This is a genomic window from Microcoleus sp. PH2017_09_SFU_O_A, assembly GCF_020738625.1.
Lineage (GTDB): Bacteria > Cyanobacteriota > Cyanobacteriia > Cyanobacteriales > Microcoleaceae > Microcoleus.
Window position 1 is genome coordinate 1 of sequence record NZ_JAEQCF010000109.1, and the last position, 15,320, is coordinate 15,320.

Consider the following 15,320-nt stretch of genomic DNA (forward strand, 5'->3'; position numbering starts at 1 on the left):
CAAGCCTATGGCTTTATGAACTTTGATAACTTTCGAGCAAGGCTATTAGCTTGCTTTTCTGATTAGGTTTGCTTATCACCTTGACTCCAGAAGAGCCGTATTTCGAGCGATTGCAACTCGACAAGAGTATATAGCCATGAACTTTCTTGCCGATGTTTTCTTGGATACTTTCACTTGGTCGGGGGGAAATACGTCTTTGGAGGCGATCGCCTGCAATTTACCTATAGTAACTTGTCCGGGAGAATTTATGCGGGGACTGCACGCTTATAGCTTTCTCAAGATGCTGGGAGTAACAGAGACAATTGCCCAAAACGAAGAGGAATACATTGAAATTGCTGTCAAGTTGGGTCTAGATTCAGAGTGGCGGCGAGATATTTCACAACGCATGAGTGAGCGACACGCTCTTCTGTTTGATGATAAAGTTTGCGTGACAGCTTTAGAGAGTTTTTATCAAGGAGTTGTTCGAGAAAGACTTAAACAGTTGACAGTTGACAGTTGATAGTTGACAGTTGACAGCGAGGTTTTTTGGATGGGATTTATATCAAGTCCGATCGAATGATGACAATAAAATTAGTTTGTAGTGAGGACTTTAGTCCTTGACAGAATCAGGACTAAAGTCCTCACTACGAACCTTAGAGCCGAAACCCTCGAAAATCGCCCTACAAGTTCGTCTGACGCACCCTACAAGTCATATAATATACGTTAGGACGATCGCAACCAAACTCAAGGCACTCACCATGATTCAAACCATAACTGAATTAGTAACATTCGATGAATTCATTGACTGGTATCCTGAGAATTCAGGATGTCACTATGAACTACACAACGGAGAAATTGTTGAAATGCCAAAAGCAACAGGCAAGCATTCTAAAGTAGCAGGTTTTACCTCGCTGAAGGTAGGAATTGAGATTGAGCGTCTTAATTTACCCTACTTCATCCCGAAAGAAGCCGTCATCAAACCCATGCGCGAGGAATCTGGTTATGAACCAGATATTATTGTACTCAACGAACAAACCATTGGAAACGAGCCGCGATGGGAGAAATCATCAATTATTACAATGGGTTCATCAGTTCCCCTAATCGTAGAAGTAACTAGCACTAACTGGGAGGATGATTATGCCCGCAAACTAGAGGCTTACGAGTCAATGGGCATCCAAGAATATTGGATTATAGACTATCTAGGATTGGGCGGGAGACGGTTTATCGGCAATCCTAAGCAACCAACTTTTTCGGTTTACCAACTAATTGATGGGGAATACCAAGTTAAACTGTTCCGAGGGGCTGAGGTGATTGAGTCGCCAACTTTCCCAAAATTGAATCTGACAGCGCAGCAGGTGTTCGCGAAAGGGAATTGAAGAGGCTGCGTTGTAGGAGTATATTGTAAAGAGGCGATCGCATTTAAGCTATCTTGTAGAGACGCGATTCCAAAAGCGTCTAAAGCAATGTCGGCAATTCCCCGTTATAATATCTAAAAATCGCATGAAGCTAGGACAGTGGATGGGCTTATTAGCCCTCATCGCATCTTGTTACATCCTCTGGCAAATCAGGCAAGCGCTACTGCTGCTGTTTGCCGCCATCGTCTTAGCCACGGCCTTAAACAAACTAGCACGCTACTTACAAAAAAAATTCCGACTCAAAAGGTCGATCGCCGTACTGTGCTCAATTAGCTTCTTATTCCTCGTCTTCGTAGGCTTGTTCCTGATAATTGTACCGCCCTTCGCCCTGCAATTCCAACAACTTACCCAAAGAGCTCCTCAAGGAATAGCAAGATTAAATGATTGGGTAGATCAAATCGAAACTCGCTTCTCGGGACAACTAGGCCAGCGCCTGCCAAATCTTGATGTTAACGACATTATGCGGCAACTGCAACCTTTATTCAACCAACTCGTTGGCGGTGCAGGAGCATTTGTCGGCAATACATTAGGCGTTATCCTGAGTTTTTTGTTAGTCTTAGTTTTGACCTTGATGACTTTAGCAGATCCCCTATCTTACCGCAAAGCATTTACACAACTATTTCCCTCTTTTTATCGGCGGCGAATCGAGGGTATTTTAGATGAATGCGAAATAGCTCTCGGTAGATGGGTCATCGGCGCTTTAATTAGCATGAGTGTGATTGCTTTTTTGAGCTTAATTGGTTTGTCAGTTTTGCAAGTTCCCCTACCGTTAGCTCACGCTGTAGTAGCAGGATTTCTGAACTTGATTCCGAATATTGGCCCTACTATTAGCGTCATTCCGCCAATGACGATCGCACTTTTAGACTCTCCCTTAAAATCAGGTTTAGTCCTCATTCTTTACTTTCTAATTCAACAGTTTGAAAGCAACATCCTCACCCCCTACGTCATGGCACAGCAAGTATCGCTGCTGCCAGCAGTAACTTTAATAGCTCAAGTATTCTTCGCCACATTTTTTGGATTTTTAGGCTTATTGCTAGCCCTTCCCCTCACAGTTGTCGCTCAAGTTTGGATTAGGGAAGTGCTAATTAAAGACATTCTCAACCAGTGGGACGCCAATCCTAAAAGGTTGGCGGCAATTGATTCGGCTATTCATGAAGAGTACGAATCTATAGGAGTCACACAAAGCCGATCAGAAAATTTACCCGAACACAAACCAGACATTTCCGATGATCCAGAGAATGACGCAAATGACGTTCCTGGAAATCAGTAATTCAGGTTTGTACTCATCCCAAATCTGGCTTAAATAGCAGTTTATTTTTGAGTCCGCGAAGGCGGACTTTGTTTTTATAGAAGCGATTTCAATCGCCGACTCTTATAAATCTATATCTTGTATCCTAGCACTCTAAACCGCATCTTGTCCAGCGCTGAAAATCTGTTGCACCGTTAAATTCAACTCTGGAAATGTGGGCGAAACAATCCTATCGCTCCCCCGAAACTGACTAACTTGATACTCGCCATCAACCAAATGGTGAACAAAAAAAGTAGGTTGTTTCGGATTGCCAATATAGCGTCTGCCACCAAGTCCCAAATAATCCGCAATCCAGTATTCAGAAATACCCAAAGCTTCGTAGTCAACCAACTTGTAGCCGTAATCATCCCGCCAATTGGTACTGACAACTTCGACAATTAGCCGGACAGAACTACCCATTGTAATGATAGATTGCTTTTTCCATCTCGGTTCGCTGTTCGTCCCTTGTCTGTCCAAAACGATCGCATCCGGTTCGTAACCAGATAGCTCGTTATCAGCTTTGACAACGCATTCTTTGGGTACGAAGTAGGGCAATTGCAGCCTCTCGATTTCCATCCCTAGCTTCAGGCAAAGGAAGCCAGCTACTTCTGAATGTTCTCCGGTTGTTTTAGGCATCTCAACAATCGTTCCATTATGGAGTTCGTAACGGTTTATCGAATTTTCAGGATACCAGTCAATAAATTCATCGAAAGTGACTGGTTTTAATATCGCTTGAGTCATGGCGATCGCCCTTTATTTGATTTATGATATTATTCTTATATCCGTTATAACTCAATACGGTTCAGATAAGACAGATCCCCCCTAGCCAAGAGGGCGGGAACGGGGGCACCGCCCCTACAAGGGGGGGACAAGAAGTTGCTCAAAATCCCCCGACTATCAGGGGGGATTTAGGGGGATATCCGGGGAATTAACAGTGTTAACTGAACCGTATTGCGTTATAACTCACATCTTGCATCATTATCAAGAACAGGCAAGATGCCTGTTCCACAAGAAAATTAACTCTTTGTGGAACAGGCATCTTGCCTGTTCAGAAAAGGCTAATTGAGAATGGTGTAACATCTCAGTTATAATACATTTCTTTTATCTCAAACTATCGCCCGATCGCCAATCTATCAAACTAAAATCCAAATAAAATAGTGTTATGAGATCGATCGACGAAATCAACGATAAAATCAGCCAAGGCAAAGCCACAGTCTGGACAATCGAAGAACTCAAAACCAGAGTCAGAGAAACCAGCATTACCGAAGCCGCCAAACAAGTCGATGTGATTACCACCGGCACCTTCGAGCCCATGGAATCCTCCGGCGCCATCATCAACCTCGGCCATACAGATCCCCCGATCAAAATCCGGCAGTGCTGGCTGGACGGCGTTTTAGCCTACTCCGGCTTCGGCGCCGTAGACCTGTACCTCGGAGCCACCCAAGTAGCCGAAGACGGCGAAGAATCGCGGGAACGGGGCGGCGGACACGTCATCGAAGACTTAATCGCCGGCAAACCCGTGCAGTTGCGGGCTTTAGGGCAAGTAACAGACTGCTATCCCCGCGCCTCCTTTGAAACCACGATTACCCGCGATACCATCAACCAGTTTTATTTATTCAATCCCCGGAACGCCTATCAAAACTTTATTGTAGGAGTCAACGGGGGCGATCGCCCGCTGTTCACCTACCTCGGCCCCCTGCAACCGAACCTCGGCAACGCCGTCTATTCGAGCCTGGGAGCCATGTCACCCTTGCTCAACGACCCCCACCTCGAACTCATCGGCATCGGCACCCGGATCTTCCTAGGAGGTGCTCAGGGCTACATCACCTGGGAAGGAACCCAACACTTCCCGCTGCAAAAACGGCAGCCTAACGGGACTCCGATCGGCCCAGCCGCCACCCTGGCACTCATCGGCGACGCCAAACAGATGAACTCCAAATGGGTGCGCGGCTGCTACTTCAAAAACTACGGCCCATCCTTGATGCTGGGAGTCGGCATCCCTTTTCCTGTTTTAAACGAAACAGTCGTGGCGCACTGTGCAGTATCAGACAAAAAAATAGTAGCGCCGGTGGTAGATTTCTCTATCCCCCGGCGCGTTCGTCCCACATTTGGTTTAGTTAGTTATGCTCAATTAAAAACTGGTCGCATTCTCATCGAGGGTAAACCCGTGCGGGCCGCCCCGCTGGCGAGTATGTTTCTCTCGCGGCAAGTAGCTTTGGAATTGAAGCAGCAAATTGAAGCGGGTTTATTTACCCTCACGGCCCCAGTTGCTCCTCTATCTGTCGATCGAGTATTTCTTCCCCAAGATTTGTGGGGAGCCCAAGTCAGGATTGAATAAACAATTTGAGATTTTAGATTCTAGATTTTAGATTTTTTTGTGGAAGCACAAGGTCTTAGAAACCGGGTTTCTTGTCCCCGGCGTTGCTTGAAAGCTGAGGTTTGTTGTCAAGAAACTCAGTTTCCGATCCTTGCGAGTGCGTCCAGGATTCTAGATTTTAGATTGAAGTCTTCTGGTGAAAAACTGCACCCATGGGAAACTGATGCACTCACCGAAAATCTAAAATCTAAAATCTAAGAATCTAAAATAGTCTTATTCCTCAACAAGCTTAGGCTTCTTCACAGGCTTAGGAAGAGGTTCCTTGGGGACAGGCGGTGCTGCTGCGGACTTGATAGTAGGACGCCCTACAGGAGTACCGTCACCGCTGGGCTTAGGAGTAAAGGCACGCTTGTTTCCCCCTCCTTTGTAGCCACCACCGGGCGGCTTGCTACCGGGGGGGAATTTCCGCTTTTTAATCGGCAGGGCGCCAATATTGTTGGCCTGCTCAATCATCAGACTGTCAGCTTGCAATTTGACGTGGAAATCCCAAAAAAACCCGATCGCCTTTGTTCCTACATCCCCCTTGAGTTTCAACTTAAAAAACTTCATCTTGTCGTCATTCTTGCGAGGAGCTTGCTTGATTTTGACGATGAGATATTTTTCTTCCTCTTGCGATTGTTGATAAATCACCTCGCCTCGAATCGAAAAATAGCCATCTTCAACATCAGGTTCCGAGGGCGGCAAAGATGCAGTCGATGGTTCGCCGCCCTGCTCAATCTCCCCTGCTTCCTGATTTTCCTCATCAGAGGAAGTTTCGGGAGATTTTTTCAGGGTTTCCGGCTCCCAAACACCCATAATTTGGGCGTGCAAGTTGCCGTCTTCTTGCCTGGTGCGGGGATAGACCACCCACAGGTGTTCTTGTTCGAGATCCAGGTGATTTTTGACTAAACTCATAACTCTACCCAGCAAAACTGCGTCGATGGCAGTTCCGTCGGCAGCTATCAACATACCTCGGGTGAATTGCTCTTCAGATTGGGTGTAGCGGCCCCGCACTAAACCAACAGCTCGGTACTGTCTGGGTTCACTGGGAGGGGGAATGGGATGTTGGCGCATGACAGAGGGTATGTCATCATCATCGACCTGAGTTTCGTTAGTGGGAGGCTTGGGGGTTGGGGTAGGTACGACCGTGAGTTCAGTTGTCTTACCAGCAGATTCCGCAGGCGCTGCTGGCTCCGAGATCGCAGGAGCATCGCTGGGCTTTGGCTTTGTTTTGTCCCCATCGGGGGCAGAACTGTAGCGTGGTCGTTGCAGCGTATCCTTTGGCGCTGGGGCGTCTGTTGTCGCTGGGGCGTCCGTTGGCGCTAGGGCGTCATTTGGCGCTGGGGCGTCCGTTGTCGCTGGGGCGTCCGTTGGCGCTGGTGGTTGATTTTGGTCAACAGGTGCAGCCGACGCGGAAGACACGGGACTTTCGTCTGGTGTCTCGGGCACGGAGGCTGTAACTGCGGGCTGATTCACGGCGGGCTCGGTTGGCTGAGCCTTGCGAGCAGAAGTAGATTTGGACGATTTGGAAGACCGGTTGGGAGAGGGGTTCATAAAAACTCCTTGCAGCGGAGACACATCCCTTGAGGGAAATTAGGAATAAACTGAAGAAACTGATTTAAAAACTACTAGCACCCGACTTGAGGCTTGCGCCGGAAAGTTTGGTTTTGACCCGTCAACGCCAACTTTCTACTGCGCTACGAGCGATCCCGGATTTGCTGGCTGCTCTAATCCTTGTTGGCAAAGAGTTTGAGAGTTGCTAACCCAAGAATCGGTCGATCGCCCGAAAGCTGGCGTTGCTGGCTAATAGCGTTTAGGATATTCAGATACTTCAAGTCCGGACAATCTAGGATATATCCCGACATAGCGTGTTGAATACCTGAGCATCCAACCCGGCAATATCTCGCAATGATTTGAGGAAAATCCCCAAGGCGCCATTCCAATCTCTCTGGAGTAGCTTGCCTATTTTACTTAATCCAATTACCTAACGGGCTGATCCGCCATATTTTCGGTAATTTTGAGCTTAACCGCACTCTTATTGGACGAAAGCCACGTTCCTTGGGGCTGCGGGTCTTTGTGTCCAAAATAGTTTGGCTAGCGTGGAGTTGCGGGTCTGTTACCATATTAGCTGCAAGCAAAAGACTGGTTTGTGAATTGGGACTTTGAACTTAAGAACTTTTATGGTTGCATAGATCTGGTTAAATCGCAGACGCCCCTAGGCGATGGGTTGATTCTTAGAAAATAGTAGATTTTAAGTTGGGATAGTTGAATTATGGAAAAAGCAAACAAGGGTCGCGGGTTGATTACTGTAGTGGTAGTGCTTGCGCTCATCGCTTTTGTGGGATTTTCTCTGGTTCCAATTTTGGACAGTATTCTCAAGGGCAATCAAGCGCAAAGTCGATCGACTCCAACGCCAACTCAGACAGCCGCATCTAACGATAAGCAATCGCAGTTGCTGCAAGATCAGGTGAGAGGGTATGAATTGGTTTTGCAGCGGGAACCTGACAATGTAACGGCTTTGCGGGGACTTTTGCAGGTACGGCTGGAGTTGATCGGACAAGGAGTGGGGGCGATCAAGGATGTGGTGCCGACGTTGGAAAAGTTGGCTAAACTGAATCCTGAAACTACGGAATACGGGATTTTGCTGGCTCAGGCGAAGGAACGCACGGGCGATCGCGAAGGGGCTGCTGGGGCCTATCGGTCAATTTTAGCGTCTAAGCCTGGGGAAATTAAGGCTTTGCAGGGGTTGGTGAATTTGCTGTTGGTGCAACAACGGCCCGAAGCTGCGATCGGACTGCTGCAAGATACGCTCAAGGCTGCTCCGGCGCAGAATCAGGCGAAACCGGGAAGTATTGATGTAACTTCGGTGCAGTTGATTTTGGGGCAGGTTTATGCTGTGCAGAAGCGCTACCCAGAGGCGATCGCGATTTACGACGAATCGGCTAAGGCGAATCCGAAAGATTTTCGTCCGACGTTAGCTCATGCGATCGTGTTGAAGGAACAGGGCAAAACAGACGAAGCAAAAACGCTCTTTGAGAAAGCTACTGAGTTAGCTCCGCCTAACTATAAAGACCAAATTAATCAGTTAGCTAGCGGCACTCCTTCGCCTTCTCCTGCGGCAGAAAAAGCGAGTCCCGATCCTGCTGCTTCTCCCAGTCCAGAACCGTCAAGTTCTCCCAGTCCAGAAGGTGCGCTACCGAAACCTTAAGGACATTGGTAGGGGCGGTACGAAGAGTTCCCGCCCCATGATTTTGAGTTAAAAAATTTGATACTTTTAACTCAAAACTTCTTATTTTATTCCGAATTACAGATTAGAGAGTATCCGCAAAAATAACGATTATAAGGTTTGTAGTGAGGACTTCAGTCCGCATCAATTTCTGCGGACTGAAGTCCTCACTACAAACCTAGGACGTGATATTATGAATTAAGTCAGACCTCGGAGGGAATTATGACCCAAAGCGTTGACCGCGTTGTTCTACCTCCTGCTTTTCCAGACCACACTCAATTACCAGAGTCGGATGGTACTTTTGTGAAAAATTTCCAGGAGCATCCACAAAGTTTAATTTTAACAGATTCGATCGGCCCGATTTTGCAGCAGCGGCATCCTGACGGACAATATGCGATCGGTCAAGACTGCGGCATTTATTGGCGAGAAACCGAGCCACCGGAAAAAGGTGCAGAAGCTCCTGATTGGTTTTATGTTCCTAATGTACCTCCTAATATTGACGGTCAAATTCGCCGTTCCTACGTGCTGTGGCGGGAACATATAGCACCGTTAATTGCGTTAGAATTTGCCAGCGGGAATGGCGAGGAAGAGCGGGATATTACTCCGTTGTCGCGGACAGACGAAGGGGTAATCACGAAACCTGGCAAGTTTTGGGCTTACGAGCGGGTGATGCGAATTCCCTATTACGGCATCTATGAAATTAACAGCGGGCGATTAGAAGTTTATCGGTTGATTGACGGATATTATCAACTTTTAGAACTGAATCAGCGCGGTCATTTTGCGATCGCACCTTTGGGCGTAGAATTGGGACTTTGGCAAGGCAGTTATCAAAACCAAACCATGCTTTGGCTGCGTTGGTGGGATGAGGAAGGTAATTTGCTATTGATTGGCGATGAAAGAGCTCAATTGGAGAGATTGCGAGGGGAACAACAACGGGAAAGAGCCGAACAAGAAAGATTGCGAGCCGAACAAGAAAGATTGCGAGCTGACAGTGCAGAGCAGGCACGACAAGCTGAATTTCAGGCAAGAAGGGCTGCAATTCCCCGGTTGTTGGGAATGGGTTTGAGTGCCGAACAGGTGGCGGAGGCGTTAAGTTTATCTGTCGAAGAAGTTAGGGAGGATGGTGGAGAGTGAGATAGTGGAGGGAAATTGGGGAAAAGGGCGATCGATCTTGAATTTGCTAGGAAGCGATCGCAACCAATGACAGTAGCACTAACTTTCTGACTCCGCAGGCCCAGCAACAGACTTGGCTCTCCCTAAACGATAAGCTGTGAGAGGACTATTCCGAATATCTGCTTCTATCTGGGCAATCAGTTCATCAAGTGCAAAATTAAGACTATCAAACTGCCGACAGACTTCGCGCATTTTAGCAACTGTCTGCTTTACTTTTTCGGGTTCTGGTTGCGGTTGTTGAGTCATAGTAGGTTCCAATCACTTTTAGCTTCTCGGACAGTAGCTTCTCCGGCCTCGGCTGTAGCTTCAGCTTGTTCTATCGTTTGAGTCAGTAGTTCTATGGTAGCAGTAGGAGCGATCGGCTGAAATTCCGAAATTCGCAGGAGCAGGTTAGAAAGGCGAGAATAAGAAGAAGTAGCTCGTTCTCTAATGTTTGTCAATTGTTCTAGCACAGAAGCAGTTGCCTCCGTTTCTCCAAATATTTCAAAAACAGATAGTTCAGTCGCTCCCGCTTGATTGATTAGCTGCACCAGTCGGCGCTGTAATTCTAGGATAATTGTAATAGTTCTATCGGGCAAATCAGCCATGAACTTTCTCCTCACTATCATCCAACTCCGCCATAAAATCGGCGGCAGAACAAAATTTAACATTTCCCTCAGCATACTCTTGACGAACTTCTGCCACCTCCTTGAGTAATTCATTGCGTCGCTGTTGTCGCAGACGATTTTGAAGAATATCTAGAAGCATGGCTTGATCTTCTAGTGATAAAACTTCTACAGCTTCAAGAGCTTGCTGGAATTGAGATGTCTGTGTCGTTTTACTCATATATAGCACTTCTAGGGGAGGTGAGGTATAGCTAGAACGTCTAAAAGCCTTACGCTACAAGCCCTAACCATTTAGTAAGTAGGGTGCGTCAGCCATTTGGTAATTAGGTAACAAACAAAATTTATTTAGGGCTGACACACCCTATAAATCAATACTTCCGCTCCTGCGGCTCAAACATCGTAATCGCCACCGGCATATAAGCCAAATCAATCCCCGCAGGCGAATAATAAGCCAGCGTATGCTTCAAGAACTTCTCATCATCCCGCTGCAAAAAATCTTCCCGCGAATGAGCGCCCCGACTTTCCTGACGGTTCAAAGCCGAAGTTAAAATCATTTTTCCCACGATTATCAAACTCCGCAATTCCAAAGCTTCCACAATTTCCGTATTCCAAGATTTACCCTTGTCGTCCAAGTAAACTTCTTGATATTGTTTTTCCAATTCCTCCAATTTATGCAAACCTTCCTGCATCAATTCGGCGCTGCGAAATACTCCGCAATACTCAGTCATCGTATCTTGGAACTTTTGCCGAATTTGATTAATTCGGTATTGTCCGGGACGGTCTACAAGTGCTTGAATTTGCTCTTGTGTTTCCTGAATATAACGCTGTTCGTCTACTGCGGGTAACTTGCGATTTTGGACAAATTGTGCTATGGTTGCGCCAGTAACTTTGCCGTAAACTACGCATTCTAAGAGCGAATTGCTGCCCAAACGGTTAGCGCCGTGAACTGACACGCAAGCTGCTTCGCCGGCCGCAAAGAAACCGTCTACCAAACTGTCAGCACTGCTGCGAACTTGTCCGCCAATATTCGTTGGAATTCCCCCCATTGAATAGTGAGCCGTAGGACGCACTGGCATCGGCTGGTCTACGGCATCAATTCCTAGCAAGCGGTGCGCTTCTTCCCAAGCAAAAGGTATTTTGCTCATGATTTTTTCGCGTCCCATGTGCCGCAAATCGAGGTAGATAAAGGGGCCGCCTGCACTACCATCGAGATTAATGCCTCTACCTGCACGAATTTCTAAGGAAATCGATCGCGATGTAATGTCTCTGGGCGCTAATTCCATGCGCGACGGGGCATAATTCGCCATAAATCGATCGCCCTCCGAATTAATCAAATAAGCCCCTTCACCCCGTACAGCTTCTGAAATCAACACTCCCACCGGATACAAACCAGTCGGATGAAACTGCACAAACTCCATATCTTCCAGCGGCAATCCAGCCATCGCCGCCATCGCCAAACCGTCTCCAGTCGAGGCGTAATCGTTCGAGGTGGTGTTGTAAACTCGACCGTAACCCCCCGTAGCAAACATCACCGCCTTAGCGCGCACGACGGCAATTTCGCCGTCTATCAGGTTAAACATAACTACGCCCTTGGCTTGGCCTGCTTCCAAAATCAGGCGCGTGACATACCACTCCTGATAGATGTGAACTCCACAACGGCGCAGATTGTTGACTAATTCGTGGAGGATGGCGTGACCGGTTTTGTCGGCGGCGTAGCAGGTGCGGCGGTGGGAATGTCCGCCGAAAGCGCGCTGGGCAATTCTGCCGTCTGGGAGGCGCGAAAACAGGACTCCCATGTGCTCTAAATCGATGATGACACCGGGTGCTTCGCGGGTGAGGATTTCTACGGCGTCTTGGTCGGCTAAATAGTCTGAACCTTTTACTGTGTCGAAGGCGTGGGCTTTCCAACTGTCATCTGGATCGACATTTTGCAGGCTGGAGGCCATGCCGCCTTGGGCTGCGACGGAGTGCGATCGAATCGGGTGAGTTTTGGCAACAACAGCTACCTTTAAACTTGGGTCAGTCCGGGCAATTTCTACGGCTGCGCGGCAACCTGCTAAACCGCCGCCAACTATTATCACGTCGTGTTCTAGCATTGTTTTTTAATTATTTTGAGTGTTCTGCTCAACTTATGGTGACGCAAAAAAAAACTTCCTACCAAAAGATCGGGAAGTTTTTTAACTTTTGATTTTAATCGAAAATCAAAATCTAAAATTTCAAATTCGACTAGCCGACGCTTTCGACAGACCTTTGATGGGACTGATTTCCCGTTGCAGAAGGTTGATCTTCGGTGGCGGGGTCTACAGAAAGCACTTCTATGTTATTGAGTAGAGTTGTCACGAAAGCAAACAGCAAGAATGGCAGAGACAGCACTAAAATCAAGCCAACTGTAGCCAAGGCGTAGATTTGGCGGGCGCTGCTCCAGAGGGCGAGTGCGGACGCTAGACTCAGGAAGATGACTATCAGCCAAACAATGATTTGACCGTAAATGTCGCCAAAGGTGAGGGTACATTTAAGGCGATAGTTGTGAATGTTATCCATTGATGCCTCGGGAGATTGCTATTACGACTTGTCGAAAAATACTTTGACAGTGCGTCAATGCCCACTGTGAATTTATAATTTTAGCTGCTACAACTTGGTTTTGGCGTTCTTTTAAACATTTTTATAGAAGTTTGCAACAAGACTTTATAAAATTTTACTTCTGACTGGGAAATTTTACCAAACCAGACTTAGGCACTCCGACAAAGAAACTGGGTTTTTTACTGTTTTGGCGCCTGTAACGAGTCTTTTCGCAAAAACCTGGTTTCTGACCCCCCGTGCGTGCAGGACTACGACAGAAAGGCACAAGGGGAAAGTATACTTTTTGACCGATCGCGATTTTTGTAAAGTAATGTTAAGCTGCATGGGTATGGAATCAACCTTTTCCAGAAAGAATTGGTTGAAAGCCGGAACCCGGAGCGGGAGAAATGAAAATCAGACTATTCATTACTCCAATCCTCGGACTTAAGGGTAGAGGTCGCTCTCCTTCGGTCAACTGTCAACTGTCAACTGTCAACTGTTGAAAGCGTTTTACCTGTGTTTTAGCCCATGTCTTCCGATCGCACATTAATGATTTCGCGCTGTTTCCTGGCTGGTGTGGGAACGCAGATGTTTGTACACCACCAGCAGCGGATTCCGCAAGAAAGTCCGGTACTGGTGGTGAGCAATCACCGCAGTTTCTTAGATCCTTTGGTGCTGACAGCAGCGTTGGGTCGATCGATCCGGTTTGCTTGTCATCACTACATGGGTCAAGTTCCGGTGATTCGGGAAGTTGTCACGAGTTTTGGGGCTTTCCCCTTGGAAGCACCGGAGCACCGACAGCAACATTTTTTCGCTCAAGCGACGGCGCTGCTACAAGACAGGGAGATGGTGGGGGTGTTTCCTGAGGGTGCAGAACCGATGGTGAACTTTACTCAACCCAATACCATCGGGAAGTTTCAGCGGGGATTTGCTCATTTGGCTTTGCGGGCGCCGGTGCGGGATTTGGCGGTATTGCCGGTGGCGATTGCTTCGATGGAGGAAAAGTCGGTGCGATCGGGTTTACCGCTGAAGTTGCTGAGTTTGTTCGATCCTTCCGAACCGTTGTTCGATCGCGCTGGGTGGCATCCTGTGATAGTTTATCAACGAGTTAATATTTTAATCGGCCGCCCTTACTGGATTACAGTCGATCGACAGCAGCAGTATCGAGGCAAAAAGGCCAAAGCAGTGGTGGCTGAACTTACAGAACACTGTCAGGGGGAAATTGCACAATTACTCGAGCGAGGGTGTGTTTAAGTCAGTTGACAGTTGACAGTTGACAGTTGACAGTTGATAGTTGACAGTTGACAGTTGATAGTTGACAGTTGATAGTTGACAGTTGACAGTTGACAGTTGATAGTTGACAGTTGACAGTTGACAGTTGACAGTTGTAAAAATGAGCAATAAATTACCAATTACCAATTGCCAATTGCCAATTGCGACCCTTCGGCTTCGCGAGCAAGATTACCAATCACCAATTACCAATTACCAATTACCAATTACCAATTACTAATTACCAATTACCAATTACCAATTACCAATTACCAATTACCAACTACCAATTACCAATTACCAACTACCAATTACCAGATTAAGTTTAATCATGCCAACTGCTAACAATAAGGTTCGTTTTCTCAGCCCGAAACCGCCCAAACCCGATCGCCCTTTATTTGTATTTCTGCCCGGTATGGACGGGGGAGGTTTGCTGCTGCGATCGCAAATTCCTAAATTAGCTCCGCATTTCGACATTCGCTGCTTAGCTATACCGGCCGACGACATGGCTAGCTGGGAGGTACTGGTTAAGGAAACAATTGCCTTAATTGAAGCAGAAAAGAAAGCCAATCAGCGGCCAGTTTATCTGTGCGGCGAGTCATTTGGGGGCTGTTTAGCGATAAAAGTTGTTTTAGAAGCTCCCCAATTGTGCGATCGACTAATTTTAGTTAATCCAGCTTCTTCATTCCGACAACAGCCTTGGGTGCAGTGGGGTTCTCACCTGACTCAGTGGCTGCCGGCGAATCTTTATCCGCTGTCGGTAATCGGTCTGTTGCCGATATTAGCATCCTTAGGAAAGATTGGGCGGGACGATCGGCGAGCTTTGCTGGAAGCGATGCAAGCGGTACCGCAAAATACGTCTGTGTGGAGATTGGCGTTAGTGCGATCGTTTAATGTGGATGAAAATCAGTTGCGTGCGATCGAACAGCCGACGTTAGTAATTGCTAGCGGAGCCGATCGGCTGCTGCCTTCTATGGCAGAAGCGAAGCTTTTAGTCAAGGTAATTCCGAATCCTGAAATGGTGATGCTGGCTAATAGCGGTCATGCTTGTTTGTTGGAAACTGATGTTGACCTTTACGCAATTATGCAAGCTCGCAATTTTTTGGCAGAATCAGAAGAATATTTATCATTAGTCAGGAGTCATTAGTGAGCAGTCAGGGAGCATCTCATTTTTGTATTTTTTTTTAGTGCGAGCGTCCCCGCTCGCGAGCTATATTAAGACTCGCGAGCTATATTAAGACTCGCGAGCTATATTATTAAGACTCGCGAGCTATATTAAGACTCGCGAGCTATATTAAGACTCGCGAGCTATATTAAGACTCGCGAGCTATCTTAAGACTCGCGAGCTATATTAAGACTCGCGAGCTATCTTAAGACTCGCGAGCTATCTTAAGACTCGCGAGCTATCTTAAGACTCGCGAGCTATCTTAAGACTCGCGAGCTATCTTAA

The 15,320-nt window shown here is 47.1% G+C and carries 18 protein-coding genes; 9 read left to right on the top strand and 9 right to left on the bottom strand.

Going from position 1 to position 15,320, the window contains the following annotated elements; genetic code table 11:
• Nucleotides 1–61 precede the first annotated feature (61 nt).
• The 3 genes from JGK16_RS29280 (at nt 62) to JGK16_RS29290 (ending at nt 2,664) form a co-directional block, all read left to right on the top strand.
• Nucleotides 62–499: a hypothetical protein gene (locus tag JGK16_RS29280; protein ID WP_366517184.1), complete on the top strand. Its 438-nt coding sequence runs from the start codon at nt 62–64 to the stop codon at nt 497–499.
• Nucleotides 500–737: 238 nt separating this feature from the next.
• Nucleotides 738–1,355: a Uma2 family endonuclease gene (locus JGK16_RS29285; RefSeq protein ID WP_293193371.1), complete on the top strand. Its 618-nt coding sequence runs from the start codon at nt 738–740 to the stop codon at nt 1,353–1,355.
• 124 nt (nt 1,356–1,479) lie between these two features.
• Entirely contained in the window at nt 1,480–2,664 is a 1,185-nt protein-coding gene (locus JGK16_RS29290; RefSeq protein ID WP_293193372.1) for an AI-2E family transporter, read from the top strand.
• Between the two features lie 132 nt (nt 2,665–2,796).
• Here the strand turns inward: JGK16_RS29290 and JGK16_RS29295 are convergent, their stop codons facing one another.
• Complete coding sequence (locus JGK16_RS29295; protein WP_293186545.1) at nt 2,797–3,423, bottom strand: Uma2 family endonuclease; 627 nt, start codon at nt 3,421–3,423, stop codon at nt 2,797–2,799.
• 421 nt (nt 3,424–3,844) lie between these two features.
• Between JGK16_RS29295 and JGK16_RS29300 the strand changes: the two genes are divergently transcribed.
• The gene (locus tag JGK16_RS29300) at nt 3,845–5,020 is read left to right on the top strand and encodes a homocysteine biosynthesis protein (RefSeq protein WP_293193373.1); all 1,176 of its coding nucleotides are present in this window, start codon (nt 3,845–3,847) and stop codon (nt 5,018–5,020) included.
• Nucleotides 5,021–5,272: 252 nt separating this feature from the next.
• Here JGK16_RS29300 and JGK16_RS29305 read toward each other — a convergent pair whose 3' ends face one another.
• Nucleotides 5,273–6,592 (bottom strand): hypothetical protein, encoded by a 1,320-nt coding sequence (locus tag JGK16_RS29305; RefSeq protein WP_293193374.1) that lies wholly within the window; start codon nt 6,590–6,592, stop codon nt 5,273–5,275.
• A gap of 173 nt (nt 6,593–6,765) precedes the next feature.
• Nucleotides 6,766–6,903 (bottom strand): hypothetical protein, encoded by a 138-nt coding sequence (locus JGK16_RS29310; RefSeq protein WP_293203559.1) that lies wholly within the window; start codon nt 6,901–6,903, stop codon nt 6,766–6,768.
• A 407-nt stretch (nt 6,904–7,310) separates the two neighbouring features.
• On the opposite strand from JGK16_RS29310, the gene JGK16_RS29315 reads away from it, so the two are divergent.
• Together JGK16_RS29315 and JGK16_RS29320 are read left to right on the top strand one after the other, a co-directional pair.
• Nucleotides 7,311–8,246 carry a tetratricopeptide repeat protein gene (locus JGK16_RS29315; RefSeq protein ID WP_293193375.1) on the top strand — a complete coding sequence of 312 codons (936 nt, stop codon included), beginning with the start codon at nt 7,311–7,313 and terminating at the stop codon, nt 8,244–8,246.
• 240 nt (nt 8,247–8,486) lie between these two features.
• Entirely contained in the window at nt 8,487–9,398 is a 912-nt protein-coding gene (locus tag JGK16_RS29320; protein ID WP_293193376.1) for a Uma2 family endonuclease, read from the top strand.
• Between the two features lie 78 nt (nt 9,399–9,476).
• Here the strand turns inward: JGK16_RS29320 and JGK16_RS29325 are convergent, their stop codons facing one another.
• From JGK16_RS29325 to JGK16_RS29345, 5 genes are all read right to left on the bottom strand, one after another.
• Nucleotides 9,477–9,683, bottom strand: coding sequence for a hypothetical protein (locus JGK16_RS29325; RefSeq protein ID WP_293127010.1), 207 nt, complete (start codon nt 9,681–9,683; stop codon nt 9,477–9,479).
• Entirely contained in the window at nt 9,680–10,024 is a 345-nt protein-coding gene (locus JGK16_RS29330; RefSeq protein ID WP_293186554.1) for a hypothetical protein, read from the bottom strand. Before JGK16_RS29330 ends, JGK16_RS29325 begins: the two co-directional genes overlap by 4 nt.
• Nucleotides 10,017–10,262 carry a hypothetical protein gene (locus JGK16_RS29335; protein ID WP_293186555.1) on the bottom strand — a complete coding sequence of 82 codons (246 nt, stop codon included), beginning with the start codon at nt 10,260–10,262 and terminating at the stop codon, nt 10,017–10,019. The genes JGK16_RS29330 and JGK16_RS29335 overlap by 8 nt, the downstream gene beginning before the upstream one ends.
• A 148-nt stretch (nt 10,263–10,410) precedes the next feature.
• Nucleotides 10,411–12,138, bottom strand: coding sequence for a succinate dehydrogenase/fumarate reductase flavoprotein subunit (locus JGK16_RS29340; RefSeq protein ID WP_293186557.1), 1,728 nt, complete (start codon nt 12,136–12,138; stop codon nt 10,411–10,413).
• A 130-nt stretch (nt 12,139–12,268) separates the two neighbouring features.
• A complete protein-coding gene (locus JGK16_RS29345) occupies nt 12,269–12,583 on the bottom strand; it encodes a hypothetical protein (protein ID WP_293186559.1) in 315 nt (104 codons plus the stop codon).
• 546 nt (nt 12,584–13,129) lie between these two features.
• Here JGK16_RS29345 and JGK16_RS29350 point away from each other — a divergent pair.
• A complete protein-coding gene (locus JGK16_RS29350; RefSeq protein WP_293193377.1) occupies nt 13,130–13,855 on the top strand; it encodes a lysophospholipid acyltransferase family protein in 726 nt (241 codons plus the stop codon).
• Here JGK16_RS29350 and JGK16_RS29355 read toward each other — a convergent pair.
• Nucleotides 13,852–14,013, bottom strand: a complete 162-nt coding sequence (locus JGK16_RS29355; protein ID WP_293203560.1) for a hypothetical protein — start codon at nt 14,011–14,013, stop codon at nt 13,852–13,854. The genes JGK16_RS29350 and JGK16_RS29355 overlap by 4 nt on opposite strands.
• A gap of 7 nt (nt 14,014–14,020) precedes the next feature.
• On the opposite strand from JGK16_RS29355, the gene JGK16_RS29360 reads away from it, so the two are divergent.
• Both JGK16_RS29360 and JGK16_RS29365 read left to right on the top strand, forming a co-directional pair.
• Nucleotides 14,021–14,215 (top strand): hypothetical protein, encoded by a 195-nt coding sequence (locus JGK16_RS29360; protein ID WP_293193378.1) that lies wholly within the window; start codon nt 14,021–14,023, stop codon nt 14,213–14,215.
• Nucleotides 14,202–15,017 (top strand): alpha/beta fold hydrolase, encoded by an 816-nt coding sequence (locus tag JGK16_RS29365; RefSeq protein ID WP_293186563.1) that lies wholly within the window; start codon nt 14,202–14,204, stop codon nt 15,015–15,017. The genes JGK16_RS29360 and JGK16_RS29365 overlap by 14 nt, the downstream gene beginning before the upstream one ends.
• Nucleotides 15,018–15,320: the final 303 nt, after the last annotated feature.